This window comes from Pseudovibrio sp. POLY-S9, from assembly GCF_001431305.1.
Lineage (GTDB): Bacteria > Pseudomonadota > Alphaproteobacteria > Rhizobiales > Stappiaceae > Pseudovibrio.
This window is the reverse complement of the sequence record NZ_LCWX01000173.1, coordinates 8,041-25,157: the sequence shown is the minus strand read 5'-3', so window position 1 is coordinate 25,157 and position 17,117 is coordinate 8,041. Positions and strand designations below refer to the sequence as shown.

Below are 17,117 nucleotides of genomic sequence, written 5' to 3'. Positions count from 1 at the left end.
CATGCCAGCTTCCAGCAAGCCGCACTTCTCTTCAATCTTTTCTGTCGTCCTCGCCTGATGAGCAGCTGCTAGGGCTTGCGCCCTCACGAAAGCTAGATCGTCACTCCCCTGCCCACAATCTTCCTCGCCTTATGGGCTGCGGGAGAATGTGGACAGCCTCTCTCCTCACTAGCTCCCGCTCACCCGTTTGCTTGGCAAGGAAAATAGAAACGGACCATCCCAAGACGGAGACAAATCATGTTGCATCTTCCTAGCCTGCTGACCCTGAAAGAGTTCCTTTCTGACTTGTTTGTCAGCTCCGCCGATCACCAGCGCGAAGAGCTGGAGTTCAAGAATCGCCAGCATGACCCTGAAGCAGAGTTGTACTTTCAGATGTTGGATGATGAGGCGCTTCAGGAAGATGATTTGGATGATGAGTTCGAGGTGTTCCAACGGCTGGAAGCCGATCTGTCGGAGGGGGAGTTTGCCTGCACGATCAGCGGAACGCATTGTGAGGGCTGGAACGCGGAAGCTGATATTGACTATCAGGAGATCATCGAGGCGGACACCTTTGATGAGGTGATTGCGATCCTGTCAGAGCGTTACCACTGCGATTACTCCTGGTCGGTCAGTGCACGGGACTGGAACGACAACACCTACAAGCTCCGGTGTGAAGCTGAAGGCAACGAGCACGACTATTTCCATGAGTTCGACATTGATCCGGGCATGGGAGAATTTGCCTGCCTCATCAGTCCGGTATGTGAAGAGATTGCCTCAACCGGATACGCTGGCAATCTTGTCTTCATTCAGGCCGAAGAGTTTTCGCAGGTCATAAAGGAATTCTCCACCCGCCTTGCGAAGGAAGGCTCGTGGAGCCTTCAGGCGATGGACTGGATGGGACAGCGGTACAAGTACGAGCACATTGAATGCAAAGACGTTGAATGGGCGGTGTTCTGAAGAAAGACAAAAAGCGCGGGATCACTCAGCCCTTGAGTGATCACCCATAGCAACCAAGGGATGCATCTGCTACAAGCAGTTGAGACTTTTGGGGCAAAAGCAGCGGCGCTGAGCCAACCAGCGCATCGGGAAAGATAGGCTCTCCCGACTGAGGCAACAGCCTTGCCCTAAAACCGGAGGTGAAGAAATGTGGTTTCTACCAATTTCTGTCACGCTTAAATTGAAAAAGACCCGAAGCAGTTGGCTACTGTCCCTTCGGGTCTCTATCAAATAGCTAGTAAACGGCAGGGGGATTTTCTCCCTGCCACTCCGGTATACTACTCCGAAACTCCCTAAAAATCAAATAGCATCGCTGTGCAGAGTGGCTGTGATTTTGGGCTTGCTCCAAACCTTCCAGGCTCCGCGGGATCTACCGATCCCACTCCTCCTTCCAGCTTTGGCGCTGCGCTCATTTATCATGCCAACCGTCTGACAAGGCGAGCACTCGGCATCGGCACCCTTGCAGGGCACACGATGCCTCGCACTCGCCTTGTCAGATCGGGGCGTGCGGCGCTTTGCGATCGCTCGTTGCACTCACAGATCACAAAGCGCCTTGTCGCGCGAAGCACGCGCAAGCTTTGCAAGCTCGCACATGCTCCGCGCTCTGGTGATTGCTGCTGCTGTAACGGATTTTTCGGTTTCTTTTCCATGTCGCCTTGACATGTTTTGGTTCCATGCCGAATTCAAAACAGCAGAATTTCTCATGCTTTAGCGGATCTTGTATAATTATACGTCTCTATACGTTTTATACGAGTATTGGGCTGATTTACTCGTATAATTATACGTTCCTATACGAGCCTATCTATGTTCCAATTGTCATCTCATATAATTATGCGTGTCTATACGTTCCTATATGAGATGACTGAAAATTATACGAGTGAGAGTTGGCAAGATATGCTAACCGGAGCCGGTTAGCGGAAATTCCACGAGTTGCGCCCAACCCGTACAATTGAGCTTATTCGCACTGTCGTGCTCAACGCCTTTTGCTGCGCAAATTTAAAGGAACTTGTGGTTGAGTTTATCTGTGGAAAACACGCTGGGGGAATTCCCTCAACTTTGAGTCAAAACTCTAAGATTTCAGCCGTTTTACGTTATGGGTATAAGTTTAAGTAAAAACAAAGGCTTTACTTTGGGAAATCGTGACCAAAAAAGGACTAGATAAAGTTGTAAGGATGCGTTATGCACGTCACTACTTGCTGCCATAGCAAAATGGCATGCGGCTCTGACGGTTAAGGTTGTGGTAAATTGTAACCGTCAGAGCCTAGCAAGTACCAAACATATCTTGGCACTCGCATAGGGAGAACCCACAACTCATAATTCAGTCGCAGCTCATCTCATGTCCGCTAATGGATGTGAGGCTTAGCGCGTTTCGTCTCGAAATGCGATGGGTAGACCCGCGTCTAATTTCTTTATCCAAACATTAAACATCAGGGATACCCGTTTTACAGGCGGGTAATCAAACAATGGCGCTTCCATGGGGAGATGCCCGAGCTCAATTTCAACTTGTGCGTGCGCATGTCGAGGCTGAGATCGGGAGAGGTGTGTCTAAACGTACGATCTTCGAGGCCCTTTTAAGTGAAGGGAAGATCAGTATGACTTTACCTGCCTTCTATAAATGTGCGGCTAAGGATTTGAACCCTAAGTCTGAATTGGCTCCAGGAAGTGCCATTGTACCCCCACCCAAAACAGGAGGGAGCGGGTCAAATACACCCCAGGATTCGCCCCCTCCATCTCAACCTAGGGGTTCAAACCGGTTCACCATGGCCGATTCCATTAAAGATTACGACTGATAGGTTTAAGCAAATATGAGATACGTAAACTTTGTAATGCAAGGAAAAGGCGGGGCCGGTAAGAGTTTTATTTCTCTTCTGCTTTGTGAGTATTTTCGGCAAGAAGGACGGAACCTTGTTGCCATCGATACCGATCCAGTAAACCCCACTCTTTCATCTTATAAGGCACTCAACTGTAACCTTATAAAGATGATGGATAACGCAGAGATCGATCATCGCAGCTTTGACGCCATTGTTGAGGGCATAATCGAATCAGATGATGAGACACATTTCGTCATTGATACAGGTGCAACCACCTTCTTACCGCTGGTCAAATACCTGGCTGAGAACGATGTGCTGGACCTTTTGCATGATCATGAGTGCGAGATTGCCATCCATTCCGTGGTCAGCGGGGGAGGGGCGATTGATGCCACATTGTCCTGCATTGAGAAACTATTCGAAGTATTTCCAAAGCAAAAGATCGTCCTTTGGAAGAACGAATACTCTGGTCGGGCGGAGAAAAACGGTAAGCCCTTCGAAGAGCTGAAGTTGTTTAAGGAAAATCAGGACCGGATATACGCTGTGCCTACTTTAGCGCAGCGCATCGGTTCTTCCTTCAATCACGACATTCAGGCCATGATTGAGCGCCGAAAGACCTTCTCAGAGGCCATTTTGGACGAAAATTTCGGTCTTATGACCCGTCAAAGGCTCAAAAAGGTCTGGTCTGACGTCTCCACGCAACTCGAAAACATGGCCTTGTAAGCGTGGGTGAGGATGTGATGGCGGCTATGACACCCGATTCGGAGCAAAATCAGGCAAATTTCGACTTTATAGAATCGGAGCTGTCAACCCCTCTGGGCGGCGCTCAGATCTCCTCGCTTGAGGATGTTCGCGCTTTGATCGCCAAAAAACATGGTGGTCAGTCCATGGGATCGGACGATCCGATCTGGATGCTCTACTCGCTGTTTGAGGTCTTTACCTCCGATTTGTCGGTGCTCCTTTCCGAGGTTGAAACCCGACAATCCGGCGAACGAGACAAGCTCAAAGCACTGGTCGGGGAGAGCGCAAAGATCCTTTCTGAGCAGATGCAGGGCGAATTATCGCGTTTGAGCGACACGCTCGGACAAATCCGCCAAAATGTTGAGGCCAGCTCAATTGAAGGTCTTTTGAAGCAGCAGGCTCAATTCTCGAACGAGCTTGGCGATCTCACATCCAAAATCAAACGCTTTTCATCGCCGCTCTATTTTTTCACCGCTCTGAACTGGCTTGCCGTTGGAGCTCTTTATCTGATCATGAAGTAGGTTTGTCATGTACTCATCTAAGAATTCAAAGTCGTTTCTCACCCGTGAGGTCAAACTCTTTGTCCTTGCTGTTCTTCTCCTAAATCCGACCCTCGCCTTTGCCGCTGCGGATTGGGCAGCCCCAGCCGTTAATGTGTTTACAAGCCTGGAAGACGGCATGGTCAAAATCGGGACCGTAGCAGTCGGCATCGGCCTTGTTGGCTACGGCGTTTACTCCGCAGTCTTTGGCGAAATGCGCTGGCAAAAGATGTTCCAGTACATTCTTGGCGCCATTTTGATCGTGGCTGCACCAACGGCCATCCGCACCCTTGTAAGTCTGGGCTAAGGGAGGCGGGCATGCGCGTACAAAACGGCGTTTATCGGCATCTTCAGTCACCCTCTACCATCTTTGGCATGCCGCCCATGTTTGCAGCTCTTGCACTTGGCGGCGTGTTCTTTGTCGGTATTTTGCTGACAACAGTGATTGATGCGCCGCTCGCCATGCTGGCGTGCATCTTTGCCATTTTCCCAGCCCTTGCCTTCACCATCGCCTTGCGCCGCAAGGATGCACATTGTGAGGCAACACTGTTGCTGCCTCACACCTTCTTCAAAGGCAAACAAGCCCGCAGCCTCATCGTCGGCGGGTCTTCTAAGACAACGACAAAGGGCAAGACAAAATGAGCCTCCTTCTTTCAACAGCAGCGACCTTGGGATTTGCAGGCGGCGCGGCCATGCTCGCCAATAAGGTATTGCGTCAGGACGGGCAGGGCAGTTTTGAGCAGGACTGGCTTGCAGATGAGCTGGACTTTGACGTTCTTTTTGAAGACCGCACCACCATTGCCCTTAAAGATGGAACCTTGTTCCGGGTGTTCCGGCTCAAAGGCGTTTCCTACGACACTATGAGTTTTGCGCAGCAGGAAACGCTTGCCCGCCAGCGCAGCAACATCCTGCACCAGCTTGGATCAAGCGGATCAGCGTTTCGCCTGATGGCCGTCAAACGGCTCAAGGACATTTCCTTTGAGGCGGACTGGCCTTCTCCGGCCTTAGCTGAAATCGGCAAAGCAGAGCAGGAGCTTTACAAGCATGCCTACTCCATGAGCTGGTATATCCTGCTGGAAGCAACCACCTTTGAAACTTTGAACAAGCATTGCAAGGCGCTTCTTAACGGGTTTGAGAACTACCAGGTCACGCCGGTTGAGGCGGCAAAGGATCTTGATGAGCCGTGCGAATTAACCGCGTTCCTAACCTATCTGGTGTGCGGACATATGCCGGACAATGCAAAGCGCGTCAGCCGGTCTATTAACGCCAACCTGCCCGCCTGTGATCTGATCATCAACAAAGACGGGACGATCCTCACCCAGACCCCGCTCAAGCACATTCATAAAACCATTGGCGTGAGTGAGTATCCAGATAGTGTATCGGGCCTGATGATCTCCAGGGTGCTGGCCTTGTCTGCAGAGCTGGAAGTGATGCAGGTCTGTGTACCGCTCAGTTCAGAAAAGACCATTTTAGAATACACCCGCAAGAAGGCAGAACAGCTCAACAGCTTCTTAACCTCCGGGGCTATGGTCACAGAGCTTTCTCATGCAACAGAAGCGCTCACCAACAGCACGAACACCATGTTCCAGACCCAGCTTCAGTTCACAGTCAGAGCGCGCACACAAGAAGAGCTGGATGAGGTGCTCGACCAGATCTCGGCGATTTTGAACACGCGCCGCGTCAAACATACGATCGAGACGGCACCAGCTGCCAATTGCTGGTTTAACCGCCTGCCCGGACGAGACAAGCTGGTGCGCAAACTGCGGTTGATGGATTATAACGTGGCCGCGCTCTGGCCGCTGCAATATTCCCCCGAAGGCATGTATTCATCGCCGTTCGGGAACCGTCCTTTGCGTCTGTTCAAGACGCCAACAGGCCAGAACTATTCCTTCCAGTTCCATATTGCAGATAAGCCTCAAGCTGCAGGGCACTACCTGATCTTTGCCCCGACCGGCACGGGTAAATCCACCCTGATCATGCATCTGCTTGGCGGGATCGCCAAGTTTGCAGGCGTGCGCAACTACGTCTTTGACAGTCTGGAGGGCGCGCGGTTCATGAGTGAGGTCATGGGCGGACAGTACCAGTCCTTTGACCAGCTCTCCCTTAACCCACTTGATTGTGATCTTGACAATAAGAGCGCTCGCCAGCGGGCCGCGACCATGATGCGGATCATGCTGGGCGATCAGTATGTGCAGGAGATGGATGACCAGATCAATGACGTGCTCGACTTTGCAAGTGTCATGGATCGGGGGGAGCGCACGTTCGACAGCATTTTCAAAGCCGCTTTTCCCTCAAACTCCGATATCAAGCGCGCTTTCACCAGGTGGGTGAAGGATGAGCGGCTTGGAGAGGGGGCTTATAGCCATATCTTCAACGCCCCCCATGACAGCATCCGCACCTTTTTGGAGCAAAGCCATCTGGTCGGCATTGATATGACCGAGCCGCTTAAAGACCCGCTGCTTGGTCCTGCGCTGGTCACGCATATTGCCAGTGCCATTTATGAAGCGGCCAAGGTCAACCACAAAGGCTTTTCTATCTTTGTCGATGAAGCGGCCAATCTGCTCCGCAATGAAGGCTTCCGTCATCTCGTCGGGCAGATGTTCATGGAATACCGCAAACTAGGCGGTGTTGTCGGGCTGGCCTTCCAGAACCCGGAAGCGCTGGTGGAGTTTGAAGGCTCAGCCAAGATCGTCAACAACGCCCCGAACCTTATGTTCATGGCTGGCTGTGGTGGCAGCGATAAAGCGCTGGAGCCGTTCAATTTGAGTGAAGATCAGATCGCCTTCATTCGCGGTGAGGTGGATCTGGCAGGAGGGCGTCAGGTTCTTCTGGTCAAGCGTGATCTGGCCTCCGGATACAATGAGAGCACCATCATTGATGTGGACCTGTCCGGCCTTGGGGATGCCTTGCGATTTTATCGCTCAGGCACCGGGCCAATGGCAGAACTTCGCAAAATTCAGGACGTGTGGGGCGAGCAATGGCTCGCTCATGTCTAACGGCACATGCAGGACTTAATCATCAAAGCGGCGGGGAGCAAAGTAAAATGAATGCATCTAACGGGACAGGTTCAAAACACTCCTATGACCATAAGACTGACTGGTCGGATGATCACTATTCTTGTGGTGAATATTATGAGGATGAGGACCTTTATGACGACAACGGCTTAGACGAGAAAGGCGTTGAGGAGGAAGGATCTGCTGATGAAGATCTTGTAGACGAAGATCTTCATCAGTACCGGCCTTCGTGGGGTGCTGTCATGGCGGCCTGCCTGACCTGCTTTGCTTTGGGATCATTCCTCTTCAGTGGGGCCGATGAAAGCGACATAGAAAACAGACTGTCCCGGTTGGAGGGAGCTGTTCATCTGGTTGCATCTGTGACGCCTATGCCTTTGTCTGCGACCTCGTTGACTGCGCTGCCTGTCATTATAGACCCTCCTGTCATCATTGAACGAGAGACAAGCCGGTTGGCTGCGCCTGAGATGATCTTCAAAAGGGAGGCGTTGGCCGCTCAGCCTGCCGCTGTGCCGCTAGAACCTGTGATGGAACCACAGCGAGTGGACGCGGGAAGTATCATTAAACTTTCCGAGACTGTTCCAGCAGTTGAGGTGGGGCAATGAGAGCGACACAAAGACTGATCTTTGCCGCGCCTGCCATTGCTCTGTCACTGGCCCTGATGAGCGCTCCAGGTTTTGCGACCCAGCCCGTATTTGACGTGAAGGCTGTGGCAGAAGCCAAGAAGCAGATTGCTCAGATGAAAGAACAGATCAAGACTCTCAAAGAGCAACTTGATGTGGTCAAGGATGTGCGGGCGGGCATTGACGATACGCTTAAAAGCATTGGCGAGGTCTCCAAGATCTCGATCCCCTCTATCAACTTCAGCGACATCACCGGTCAGATCATGTCTGACAATTCCTGCCTGGTTCCCGACTTTGAAAGTCTGATGTCGGATGTGAGCTTTGATGAGATGGATATGGGCTCGCTGTGCTCACGTTCTGATGCCTATCAAAACGGTCTGGTGGCTGATCCCAAAGACATAGAGAGCATGCCATGGTCGGAAAAAGAAAAAGCCCAGAACAGTGTTAAAAAGGCCCGCCTCAGTACGGTGGCCGATGCCTCGTTTAAAGGGCTGGCGCAGGCTGATATGGCGCAGGAAAACGCGGTTAAAACTCTGGGGGCGGCGCAAGAGCTCAAAAGTGAGGGGGCTAAGGCGCAAACGGTCAATGAACGCCTGCAGGTGCTTGTTGAAGTCAATTCTGCCCTGCTGCAAAGCCAATCTCAAACCAATCAGCTGCTAGCACAACTGCTTAAAGTGTCTTCGGCACAGTCGATTATTCAGGGCGTTCCATTGGAGAGCGAGCTGGCAAAGGACGACATGAAGAAAAAGGGAGGCTCCTCATGACCTCCCAGACCTTCACGCTTAGCTCAATTGCTTTGCAGGAATTCAAGCCTGCCTTCGCGTTTCAGTCGCTCATAACCAACCTTTTTCCACGCGCCCGGATCGGGCCTGTGCCAGTTGGGAATGGCGCAGCCGTCCATGACAAAGCCAAGAACGCGGGTGTGCCTGTCGCAGTAAAAGCTCTCAAAGGCTTTCCAGTCCTCTGCATGCCACGGGGCTCTGCGCGAAACATATCCATCCCATGCCATTTCCAGCAAAGTCAGATCACGGTAGCGGGCAATGGCGTCCTGATCCGGACTTTGTTCAAATACCTCCCGGTCCACCTGAGCGCGAAGTTCTCGTCCGGCCTTAGTCCACTGATTGTCTGGAATACTCATGTATTTGACCTTCCAGCGAGGTTTGAACTCGGCCTTCGCCGCTTGTTCAAAGGCTTTGTAGGCAGGTTCATATTTGGCAAGCTCGGCCGCAATCTCTGCGGGGCTCTTCAGGTTGCTCCAGGTCCATTGGGCGTAAGCCAGATCAAGGAAGCGGGTGTCTTTTATCCCATCAAAAATATTGGTGGAGCCCTCACCTTTAAGAATAATGGAGCCCTTCAAATGATCGGTATCGGGCGCTGCCTGAGCAGCACTTATAAATCCGACGAGGGAGAGGGTCATGAATAGCGGTTGTATCAGCTGTCCCTTGATTGAGCAGTATGTCTTAAGCGGCAGTAAGTTTGTCAATAAATACATGGAAGTGGCCTATGAACCGATGCTGGTAATATTTGCCAGCCTAGCATGTTTATGGGCTGTTTGGCAGGGCTTTAAACTTGCCACAGCCACCACGGATTTAACTTGGGTCGCCTCCCAGTTTGTGTTCTTGTTCTTTGGTTTTGGCGTGCTCACGGCCCTCAAATTCGGCCTTGCCGGAATGATCTATGAAGCGACCACGACCTTAATGTTCGGTATCCCAGGTGCGCTCATGGGGGCTGGCAGTGGCGCGGATGCCATCACCGGCCTTGTCACCGAGCTGGAAGCAGCCTTTACCCAGCCCTTTGCAATGGCAAAAACCATGATGAATGGGGCAGGGTGGTTAGAAAAGTTCGGGATCGTGCTGTTTGTCGCCGCGCTGATGCTGCCCTTTATCATCATGATGATTGTGTTCGTGGTCCATGTGGCAATCGGCCTGTTCCGCATCATGATGGTGTGCCTGCTGGCTCCTTATGTGATTTCCATGGCGGCATTTCCCTTTGGCCGCGAGAAAATCGGCTCCGGGGTCTCCACACTGTTAACCTCAATCCTGACGCTTGTAGCGGTCACGCTGGTGTTCAAGCTGATTATTACTGGCATCGGCAATCTAATGCCGGGTGGTGAGCAAATCAGCTCTGACGTTTTAGATGATACCGCCTGGAAGGCTTACATCCTGGTGATCCTGACCGCGTGGTCAGGTGTGGCGCTGGTGCAGGAAGCAACCTCACTGGCCGGCACACTGGCACAAGTGACGCTCAATGCCGCCACTCCGGGCGCGATGATGAGCGGGGCAGCTCAAACAGCCGGGGCTTACGGCAAAGGCATTACTGCTGGAGCCAAAGGCGGCTGGAGCGCCGGTAAGGCAGCGCTTGGCGTGGGCAATGCCGCGCTCAGTGACAAAGCCGCTGACATGAGCCTGCAATCTGGCGGCAATCCCAATTCCAAAGCAACCGATGCCCTGAAATCAGAGAAGTAATTATCATGAGCAAACCGTTCCTCTTCACGCTTTCCCTCGTCTTGTTTCTGGCTGGCTGCGCCTCCAACGCAGAAATGCCCTACTCACCGGTTGATACGGACGAAATGCGACCCTCTCCCTGTGCCTGCGTAGATCTGGACTACCAGCCGCAAAGCTTTGAGTGGGTGGAGGCGGCCCATGTTTAAAAGGAAGCGGCAAGACAAGGGAAAGAGCGAGCCTAAGGGGGCACTGCATCAAGGACTTGCGGTCCCTGTTCAGGACAACGCGCCTGATGTGGGCGTTCCTGATAAAGACCAGGCACAGCGCAAGGCGGTGCTGGATGCAGATCCGTTTGCCTATAAAAGCGCCCATCGGCGCATGGTGACGCTGTTCAGGATCTCAGCCGGTCTCAATGTTGTTTTGGGCGTGTGTCTGGCGTTGGCCTTGCAGGCCATTGCGGTTGCCCTGCCCCTTAAGACCACGGAAATCGCGCTGCTACGTGTCGATCCGGCAGATGAGCGGATTTACCGGGTCGAGCCGATCTCTGTCGAGGTCGATGGCTTTGAGTTGATGTTAGAGAAAATGGCACGGCGCTATGTGGCGCAGATCCTCGCCGTTGATGGCATCTCTCAAGGTTCGCGGTTTCAGGAAGTTGCCACGTATTCCGATCAGGACTTTTACCGTCAGTTCTTGAAAGAAAACGAAGGCCGCATTGATGAAGCGATTGAAGATGGGTTGAACCGCTCAATCACCGTTGAAAGCGCCAACCAGGTCGATGCCTATGGCGGGATCTACCAATACGCCGTTGACTTCATCCAGACAGACAGGATCGGCAGGGCAAAGCCTGAGCAATCCAGACTTCGCGCCTATGTGGAAATGACCACACGCCCGCAAGAAGTCACCAGCGTGGAGCGGTTTGAGAACCCCCTCGGCATTCGCATTTTAAAATTGGCTGTTCAGGAAAGACCGACCACATGAGCCCCCGTATTTCTCTTTTTCTTGTCACATTACTTGTTTCAAACACCGCTCTTGCCCAGACCTCATTGGACCGCGGTCCTCAAACACCAAACCAGCGGGTTGCGCAGGGTCAGCAGGTAGCGTCAAATGTTGCTGCCAGTGTGCCGCAGGATGCGCTCAAACAAGCAGCTGCACAGCGCCGCGGCCAGTTCGGTCCCCTGAACCGCACGACCGTGCCATTGGGCCAGATCCAGAAGGCCTGGGATAAGGCTGGCAAGGATGGCGGCGTTCACACGCAGGTTGAATGCGGAACCTGCGTTTACCGGGTCCGTCTTCGTGAGTTCATGCTCACCGTGATCCAGCTTCCTGAAGACGTTAAGATCAAAAATGCGGATGTGGCAGATGTGAACTTGTTTGACACCAAAGTACGCAATGACACCACGTTGGTCATCAAGCCTTTGGCCGCAGGCGTTGACAGCTCCCTGCAGGTCTATGCTGAAGATGGCAGAGTGTTCAGTTTTTACCTGCGCGCAGAAACCGTCAATTCCAAGCATATTCCGGATCTGCAATTCAAGATCGAAAAACCACGATTGGTGCAATCGGCTTTGATCGAAGTTGCGGCAGGGGGATCGCCAGTGCCCTTGATGAATATGCCTGCTTATACTCCCAAGGGCAGTGAGACGCAGAAGGTGCCAGGCGATTATGTCAAACGCGCCAATATCGACCCGTCCAAACTGCGCGGATGGGGAGAATACAAGCTTTGGGGATCTGACAACTCGTTAAAGCCGGAACTGGTGCTGCGTGATGATCACTTCACCTACATTTTTTACGGCGACAAATGGAATGATCTGGAGTTGCCGACCGCGTATGTGGTGGTCGATGGGATTGATGAACTGGTCAATACCCGCGTGTCCGGCAAGGCATACATCATTGAGAACACCAGCAAACTCATCACCTTAAAATCCGGTCAGTCCTACATGTGTATCCAGTACAAGGGTAACTAACATGAGTGTATGTGAGTTATTCCTTGCGGTTGGATTGAGTTTTGGTGGGGCGTGTGTCCCTGAGCCGGTTCTCTCACGTGGTTTGCCGCCAAATGATGAGGGTGTGTTTGAATATAAGCGGCCACCGGCTCCCAAGCCGGTGATACCGCCAGCACCGCCGCCGCCGCGTATCATCATGGCTCCTCCCATCGTGGTTGAAAAGGAAGTCAGCAAGGACGCACCGCCCAGAACGATCATCCAGAAAGAATACATCACGGTCGAGAAGATCGTTGAGCCTCCAAAACCCATTGAGCCAAGCCCGTTCGAGCTGGAGCTGCAGGCTGCAAGAGCCGCTCGCTTTGGGACACAAGGCTACATCACTTCGCAAGGTGTGCTGGCAAATGGGTTAGAGGGCAATGTTCCAGGTCTTGATGAAGGTCTAACACGCACAGCGGCGCTCAATGTACCTCCTGCAGGTGGACTATCCGGTTCCTTCAGCCCCCCTGAGGGGATCGACCCGCAAAACAGCACTTACAAGGCACCTGGCCGGATCTCCACCAGTGCGGTTGATAACAGCCGGATTGTGACGGCTGATCGCTACATCACCGGCATCATGGAAACCGGCATTAACAGCCAGCTTGCTGATGAGGGCACGGTCGTCATTCAGGTGAGCCGGGATGTCTACGGCTATCACGGGGCTAATCTTCTGGTTCCAAAAGGAAGCCGGATGATCTGCCGCTATGAGAGCGCCAAGAAGGTTGGACAAAGCCGTATCGGGTTCCAATGCGAGCGTGTTCTCATGGCTGAGAGCCGCGCCGAAATCTATCAGCTCAAAGCCAAGGTGGGTGATGCGCAAGGCTATGGCGGCATGTCCGGCCACGTCGATAATCGCTGGTGGGAGAAGTACGGCACCGCTGTGACCACCGTTGCCATTGGCGCGGGCGTTGAATCTGCCGTCACCATGGCCTCTGCCTATGGCTTAGAGGGTTCCGACACGATCGCGTCTGCCCTGACAGGCATTTCGGAGAACGTTGGCGAGTTGTCGGCAAAGTTTATGGAAGACACGGTCAATTTGAGACCGGTCATCCGTATTTCCCAGGGCACCAGAGTTCAGATCAGACCTGAATATGACTGGTACCTGGCTCCACCTACCCAGCAGTAATGTGAGGTTATTTTGATGCGGAATATTTTAAGACTTTCTATTGTGGGGGCCATGTTGCTGACAAGTACAGCAGCCGGGTTCTCCCAAACAGCGGCCCCTCCCACACCCGCCGCTCAGGCGGCCGGGGCAGGCAAGCCAACAACGAGTGCAGCGCAGGCCACCGCTGCCCTTCGTGAAAAGCTGTTTGCTGTTGCTGTGAAGCAGACAACACCGATTTTTGAGGGCAAAGCGGTTGAGCTTGCCTTGCAGATCAAGAAGGCTCCTCAGTTCACCGCTGGGGTCAACAAGGATGAGGTTTCCGTTGCCGGTGTGAGCGCAGAAGGCTTCTCCCAATATGTCATGCATGATGGGAAGAAGATCGGGCAAGCTGTGCTCACACGCCTGACGAAGGGCGAGCGTTTTGTTGAACTCAATGCAGAAAACTTTTCTTCTCAGTTCGACGTTAAAGAGGATGCCATCGATCCGGAAGAAACGCTTGATGTATCGGGCAATGAAGAAGAGCTGATCGCAGCGCTTAAAAAGCTCAATGCGCCCGAAGAGCCTGAGGACGACAAAGACAAGGACGATAAAGAAGACGACGAGAAGTACGAGGATGTTGACCGCGATGAGAATGGCGGGTCCGGTGCTGGGTCAGGCTCATCTGATGGTGGGGAGACGCCAGGACAAAACGGCTATGAGACACCTGATCGTAAAGAGGTGGAAGAAAAAGACGCTCCTGAGGAAGACCTGGAAGAAATCCGTGTGACCTTTGAGGGTTGCTCGCCGGTCATTGACCGCAATCAGGGCCAGGTGCGGGTTCAAAGCAAGACCCAGACGCTCAAAAAAGGCATTGTGGTTGAGGAAAGCGCGTGTTCAGACAGCGGGACCAATTTCACGATCCAGAAGAGCGGGGCAACCTGTGACGATAAGATCGATGTGACTGCCCGGATCGCAAAGCCGCAATATCTGGAATATTACGTCAACAGCCAGCAGGAGCGCATCCAGCTTTCTGATTGTCAGCCTGATCCAGATACAACATTCTCCATTACCGAGGATGACAGCTGCCCGATTGATATCGATCTGCAAAATGGCATGGCCTACATTGAGACCCAAATGGTCTACACCGATGGCAACAACAATCTGCAGACGGTGCGCACTTGTGAGCGCTCCCAATTCTACCAGCCAATCAAGATGGCGCAGGTCACAGACGGCTGTAACATCCGCCATGATTTCGGCAATTCCCTTTCAACTGAAATGGCGATGTGGATCTATCAAAAGGACGAGCAGTTCTTCCAGGCCTCTCCTTGCAGCGTCACAGAAAACACCTATCCGCATGAGAAGGTGTTCAAGAAGAATGGCGTCGATATCTGCCAGACCATGGTGGATTTGAGCGGGCGCAGGGCAATTCCTCAGTACCGCACGCAGATCACAGTGAATGGCGCTGCGCAGTACATTGACCAGTGTACGCCTGATTCAAATGCCTTTGTTGAGATCAAATCCACCACAGAAGGCTGCATCAATCCAGCTGAGTTCAATCACGACATTGCAGCTGGTGTCTCATATGGCCTTGAGCGGCATTATTATGAGAACCCGAACCGGTTTTATGTGAGTTCCTGTCAGCAGGGCGGGACAAGCTATACCCACAATGTGGAGCTGTCCTCGTGGAAGTATGATGACGAGAAGAAGGTTGCTCAGCCGCTTTCTGATGTGTCGATCAGTGTATCGGGTCAGGTCTATCCAATTGCTTCAAACATGTTGCTTCCTGGAGCACCGGAAGTGGCTTACGGAGCGCTTGGGCAAGAAACAGATCAAGTCCCAGGCGGTCGGTATTATGAGGGCTGTTATGCCTTCGTTCCAACAAAGCTGACAGATGTGTTTGAACGACCTGATGGGACACGTCATGAAATCGATATGGGTGCTGGGGCACCTTATGAGGAAGGCTATCAGTGCAAATCGACGACACAAGGCTGCACGAATGCGAACGATTTCATCCATGACTTTGCAGCTGGCTATTCCTTCGGTTTGCAGCGTTTTTACTACAACAATCCAGATCGCAACTATGTTGGATCGTGCAAGAAGGGCGACAAGACATTTGAGCACAATGTGGAGACAGCCAGTTGGGCAAATGATGATGCCAAACTGAAGGCGAAGCCTCGTTCTAACGTTTGGATCAGGGTGGAAGGTGCCAACCACACGATTGCTCAGAACAAGTTGCTGCCTGGAGCTGCTCAGGTTGCGTATTCCAAGACAAAGGAAGAGGAAGTGCCTCGTGCTGGCGATGCAACGTTTGATGGCTGCAACAAAACAGTTCCATCCACGTTAAGGCGTACGTATGAGCGGCCTGATGGCACGAAGTACGTCAAGAATGCGGGTGCCGGATCTGGAGTTGTTACCGATGTTTGTGTGCGTAAGACAGAGACAAATAACGGGCGCAAGTACAAGTCGTACAGTCCAAACCCTGGACGTTGCGAAAAGAAGTTCGCTCAGGAGTTTGATGTTCAGGAATATAAGACCCGCGTAAAGACCACCTATCCAGATGGCAAGGTCGAATACTCAAGCTGGTCTTCTACGAAGACAACTCGGACCAGCAAGGGCTACAAGTGGAAATACGGCAGTCACTACCACAATGATAATCAGTGCTGATACCCACATTCTCTAACTGAATTGGCGGGCAGAGTTCCTGCCTGCCAATTCTCTCCAAAATTAGAATTCATACGCAAAGCCAAGGGCTTGAAAGCAACTCCCGGAGACAGTTCTCAGGGTGAACGGGTAAGTTATGTCTGATCGACTGATAATGAAGCTTATGGAACCTTTATCGCAAATCTACCATGATCCGAACGTGGTAGAGCTGCGTCAGACGCGGCCAGAAACGTTTGTTCTGGAGCATCGCAAAGCTGATCTGCAACAGCTTGATGCCCCAGGTATTGGCTTCACGCAGGTTCGCCGGATCTGTCAGGCGCTTGCCAACTACAACGGCCTGAAGTTTTCTGAAGGTACGCACCCTAAGCTTTCTGTGTCGCTTCCTGAGCGCCATCGTTTTGAATGCCTGATTGGGCCAAGCACGCTCACCGGCCTGTCTATGGCCGTGCGCTGCAAGCATCCCTATGAGATCAAGTTTGAAGACATGGGGCTTCGCCAAAAGATGATCGATTACATCAGTGAAGCCATGCATAAGCGCTGGAACATCGCGATTTCCGGCTCCACCAACACCGGCAAAACCACACTCTTGAACAAGTTGCTGGGCTTGCTGCCCGTTCATGAGCGCGTTGTGTCTTGTGAGGACACACCAGAACTGGAGATTGAGCGCTTCTGGAATGGGTCAGCGCTGTTTGCATCGCGTGAGGCTTCACAAGGAGCTGGTTTGCAAACCTGGCCGCAGTTGTTCGATCACAAAATGCGTATCTCTCCCGACCGCATCATCTTCTCCGAGATCTCCGTTCAAAACGCCTACTCAGCTTTGAATGTTTTGAACACCGGCGCAAAGGGCTGGATGTGCACCATTCACGCCGACCGCGCCGAGATGGTCGTAGATCGATTTCAATCTAATATTGACCTGTCCGGAGGCGTTGCCACGCCCATACGCGGCTACTTCAACTCACTGGTGGATGTGGTCTTCCATATCACTCGTTTTGAGCGCGGTGTGCGCCAGATCACTGACATTTATGAGGTCAAGAACGAGCGCTACATCCTCAAAGACGGGAAACTTCAGTGATGCATATAAAACAAAAGCTTGCAGATAGTTCGCATAGTGAAAACCGGTTTGCCGGGCCAGATGACATAAGGGCGATGGGATATCTGCGGGGCAAAGGTGTCGCGATTGGCGGGTTTGAAACCACGGGCGAAGGCACAACCAGGCTGCACCATGACGGGCCTGAACATGTGCTGGCCATTGCCC

At 52.5% G+C, this 17,117-nt stretch carries 16 protein-coding genes and 1 pseudogene; 16 read left to right on the top strand and 1 reads right to left on the bottom strand.

From position 1 onward, the window contains the following. Nucleotides 1-237 precede the first annotated feature (237 nt). The 8 genes from PPL9_RS17705 to PPL9_RS17665 all read left to right on the top strand — a co-directional run bounded on the left by PPL9_RS17705 (nucleotide 238) and on the right by PPL9_RS17665 (nucleotide 8,461). Nucleotides 238-936, top strand: a complete 699-nt coding sequence (locus PPL9_RS17705) for a hypothetical protein (protein ID WP_057463941.1) — start codon at nucleotides 238-240, stop codon at nucleotides 934-936. 1,844 nt (nucleotides 937-2,780) lie between these two features. Continuing rightward, nucleotides 2,781-3,506 carry a hypothetical protein gene (locus PPL9_RS17695; RefSeq protein WP_082596947.1) on the top strand — a complete coding sequence of 242 codons (726 nt, stop codon included), beginning with the start codon at nucleotides 2,781-2,783 and terminating at the stop codon, nucleotides 3,504-3,506. A 26-nt stretch (nucleotides 3,507-3,532) separates the two neighbouring features. Then, complete coding sequence (locus PPL9_RS17690; RefSeq protein ID WP_152986735.1) at nucleotides 3,533-4,045, top strand: hypothetical protein; 513 nt, start codon at nucleotides 3,533-3,535, stop codon at nucleotides 4,043-4,045. A 7-nt stretch (nucleotides 4,046-4,052) separates the two neighbouring features. Continuing rightward, nucleotides 4,053-4,370 carry a TrbC/VirB2 family protein gene (locus PPL9_RS17685; RefSeq protein WP_057463937.1) on the top strand — a complete coding sequence of 106 codons (318 nt, stop codon included), beginning with the start codon at nucleotides 4,053-4,055 and terminating at the stop codon, nucleotides 4,368-4,370. An 11-nt stretch (nucleotides 4,371-4,381) separates the two neighbouring features. Continuing rightward, nucleotides 4,382-4,705: a hypothetical protein gene (locus PPL9_RS17680; RefSeq protein WP_057463936.1), complete on the top strand. Its 324-nt coding sequence runs from the start codon at nucleotides 4,382-4,384 to the stop codon at nucleotides 4,703-4,705. Continuing rightward, entirely contained in the window at nucleotides 4,702-7,059 is a 2,358-nt protein-coding gene (locus PPL9_RS17675; protein WP_057463935.1) for a VirB4 family type IV secretion system protein, read from the top strand. Before PPL9_RS17680 ends, PPL9_RS17675 begins: the two co-directional genes overlap by 4 nt. Nucleotides 7,060-7,106: 47 nt before the next feature. Next, nucleotides 7,107-7,679, top strand: coding sequence for a hypothetical protein (locus PPL9_RS17670; RefSeq protein WP_057463934.1), 573 nt, complete (start codon nucleotides 7,107-7,109; stop codon nucleotides 7,677-7,679). A 134-nt stretch (nucleotides 7,680-7,813) separates the two neighbouring features. Then, nucleotides 7,814-8,461: a hypothetical protein gene (locus PPL9_RS17665; protein WP_244273415.1), complete on the top strand. Its 648-nt coding sequence runs from the start codon at nucleotides 7,814-7,816 to the stop codon at nucleotides 8,459-8,461. Nucleotides 8,462-8,484: 23 nt separating this feature from the next. On the opposite strand, the gene PPL9_RS17660 is transcribed toward PPL9_RS17665, so the two are convergent. Next, nucleotides 8,485-9,114, bottom strand: coding sequence for a hypothetical protein (locus PPL9_RS17660; protein ID WP_057463932.1), 630 nt, complete (start codon nucleotides 9,112-9,114; stop codon nucleotides 8,485-8,487). Here PPL9_RS17660 and PPL9_RS17655 point away from each other — a divergent pair. The 8 genes and pseudogenes from PPL9_RS17655 to PPL9_RS32430 all read left to right on the top strand — a co-directional run. Beyond that, entirely contained in the window at nucleotides 9,113-10,162 is a 1,050-nt protein-coding gene (locus PPL9_RS17655) for a hypothetical protein (protein WP_057463931.1), read from the top strand. The genes PPL9_RS17660 and PPL9_RS17655 overlap by 2 nt on opposite strands. Before the next feature lie 5 nt (nucleotides 10,163-10,167). Then, nucleotides 10,168-10,347 (top strand): hypothetical protein, encoded by a 180-nt coding sequence (locus PPL9_RS17650; RefSeq protein WP_057463930.1) that lies wholly within the window; start codon nucleotides 10,168-10,170, stop codon nucleotides 10,345-10,347. After that, nucleotides 10,340-11,119 carry a VirB8/TrbF family protein gene (locus PPL9_RS17645; protein ID WP_057463929.1) on the top strand — a complete coding sequence of 260 codons (780 nt, stop codon included), beginning with the start codon at nucleotides 10,340-10,342 and terminating at the stop codon, nucleotides 11,117-11,119. Before PPL9_RS17650 ends, PPL9_RS17645 begins: the two co-directional genes overlap by 8 nt. Continuing rightward, nucleotides 11,116-12,102 (top strand): TrbG/VirB9 family P-type conjugative transfer protein, encoded by a 987-nt coding sequence (locus PPL9_RS17640; RefSeq protein ID WP_057463928.1) that lies wholly within the window; start codon nucleotides 11,116-11,118, stop codon nucleotides 12,100-12,102. The genes PPL9_RS17645 and PPL9_RS17640 overlap by 4 nt, the downstream gene beginning before the upstream one ends. 1 nt (nucleotide 12,103) lies before the next feature. After that, on the top strand, nucleotides 12,104-13,243 hold the full coding sequence (locus PPL9_RS17635; RefSeq protein ID WP_057463927.1) for a TrbI/VirB10 family protein: 1,140 nt from the start codon (nucleotides 12,104-12,106) through the stop codon (nucleotides 13,241-13,243). A 15-nt stretch (nucleotides 13,244-13,258) separates the two neighbouring features. After that, entirely contained in the window at nucleotides 13,259-15,865 is a 2,607-nt protein-coding gene (locus tag PPL9_RS17630; RefSeq protein ID WP_152986734.1) for a hypothetical protein, read from the top strand. 133 nt (nucleotides 15,866-15,998) lie between these two features. Then, on the top strand, nucleotides 15,999-16,934 hold the full coding sequence (locus PPL9_RS17625) for an ATPase, T2SS/T4P/T4SS family (protein WP_057463925.1): 936 nt from the start codon (nucleotides 15,999-16,001) through the stop codon (nucleotides 16,932-16,934). Next, nucleotides 16,934-17,117: pseudogene (locus PPL9_RS32430) on the top strand (hypothetical protein); the annotation flags it as partial. The gene PPL9_RS17625 and the pseudogene PPL9_RS32430, both read left to right, overlap by 1 nt.

Bases quoted from the DNA above. Each gene is read 5' to 3' on its own strand.
- PPL9_RS17625 (WP_057463925.1), top strand. From the start codon at position 15,999: ATGTCTGATCGACTGATAATGAAGCTTATGGAACCTTTATCGCAAATC.
- PPL9_RS17640 (WP_057463928.1), top strand. From the start codon at position 11,116: ATGAGCCCCCGTATTTCTCTTTTTCTTGTCACATTACTTGTTTCAAAC.
- PPL9_RS17675 (WP_057463935.1), top strand. From the start codon at position 4,702: ATGAGCCTCCTTCTTTCAACAGCAGCGACCTTGGGATTTGCAGGCGGC.
- PPL9_RS17655 (WP_057463931.1), top strand. From the start codon at position 9,113: ATGAATAGCGGTTGTATCAGCTGTCCCTTGATTGAGCAGTATGTCTTA.
- PPL9_RS17680 (WP_057463936.1), top strand. From the start codon at position 4,382: ATGCGCGTACAAAACGGCGTTTATCGGCATCTTCAGTCACCCTCTACC.
- PPL9_RS17665 (WP_244273415.1), top strand. From the start codon at position 7,814: ATGAAAGAACAGATCAAGACTCTCAAAGAGCAACTTGATGTGGTCAAG.
- PPL9_RS17670 (WP_057463934.1), top strand. From the start codon at position 7,107: ATGAATGCATCTAACGGGACAGGTTCAAAACACTCCTATGACCATAAG.
- PPL9_RS17695 (WP_082596947.1), top strand. From the start codon at position 2,781: ATGAGATACGTAAACTTTGTAATGCAAGGAAAAGGCGGGGCCGGTAAG.
- PPL9_RS17645 (WP_057463929.1), top strand. From the start codon at position 10,340: ATGTTTAAAAGGAAGCGGCAAGACAAGGGAAAGAGCGAGCCTAAGGGG.
- PPL9_RS17650 (WP_057463930.1), top strand. From the start codon at position 10,168: ATGAGCAAACCGTTCCTCTTCACGCTTTCCCTCGTCTTGTTTCTGGCT.
- PPL9_RS17685 (WP_057463937.1), top strand. From the start codon at position 4,053: ATGTACTCATCTAAGAATTCAAAGTCGTTTCTCACCCGTGAGGTCAAA.
- PPL9_RS17660 (WP_057463932.1), bottom strand. From the start codon at position 9,114: ATGACCCTCTCCCTCGTCGGATTTATAAGTGCTGCTCAGGCAGCGCCC.
- PPL9_RS17635 (WP_057463927.1), top strand. From the start codon at position 12,104: ATGAGTGTATGTGAGTTATTCCTTGCGGTTGGATTGAGTTTTGGTGGG.
- PPL9_RS17630 (WP_152986734.1), top strand. From the start codon at position 13,259: ATGCGGAATATTTTAAGACTTTCTATTGTGGGGGCCATGTTGCTGACA.
- PPL9_RS17705 (WP_057463941.1), top strand. From the start codon at position 238: ATGTTGCATCTTCCTAGCCTGCTGACCCTGAAAGAGTTCCTTTCTGAC.
- PPL9_RS17690 (WP_152986735.1), top strand. From the start codon at position 3,533: ATGACACCCGATTCGGAGCAAAATCAGGCAAATTTCGACTTTATAGAA.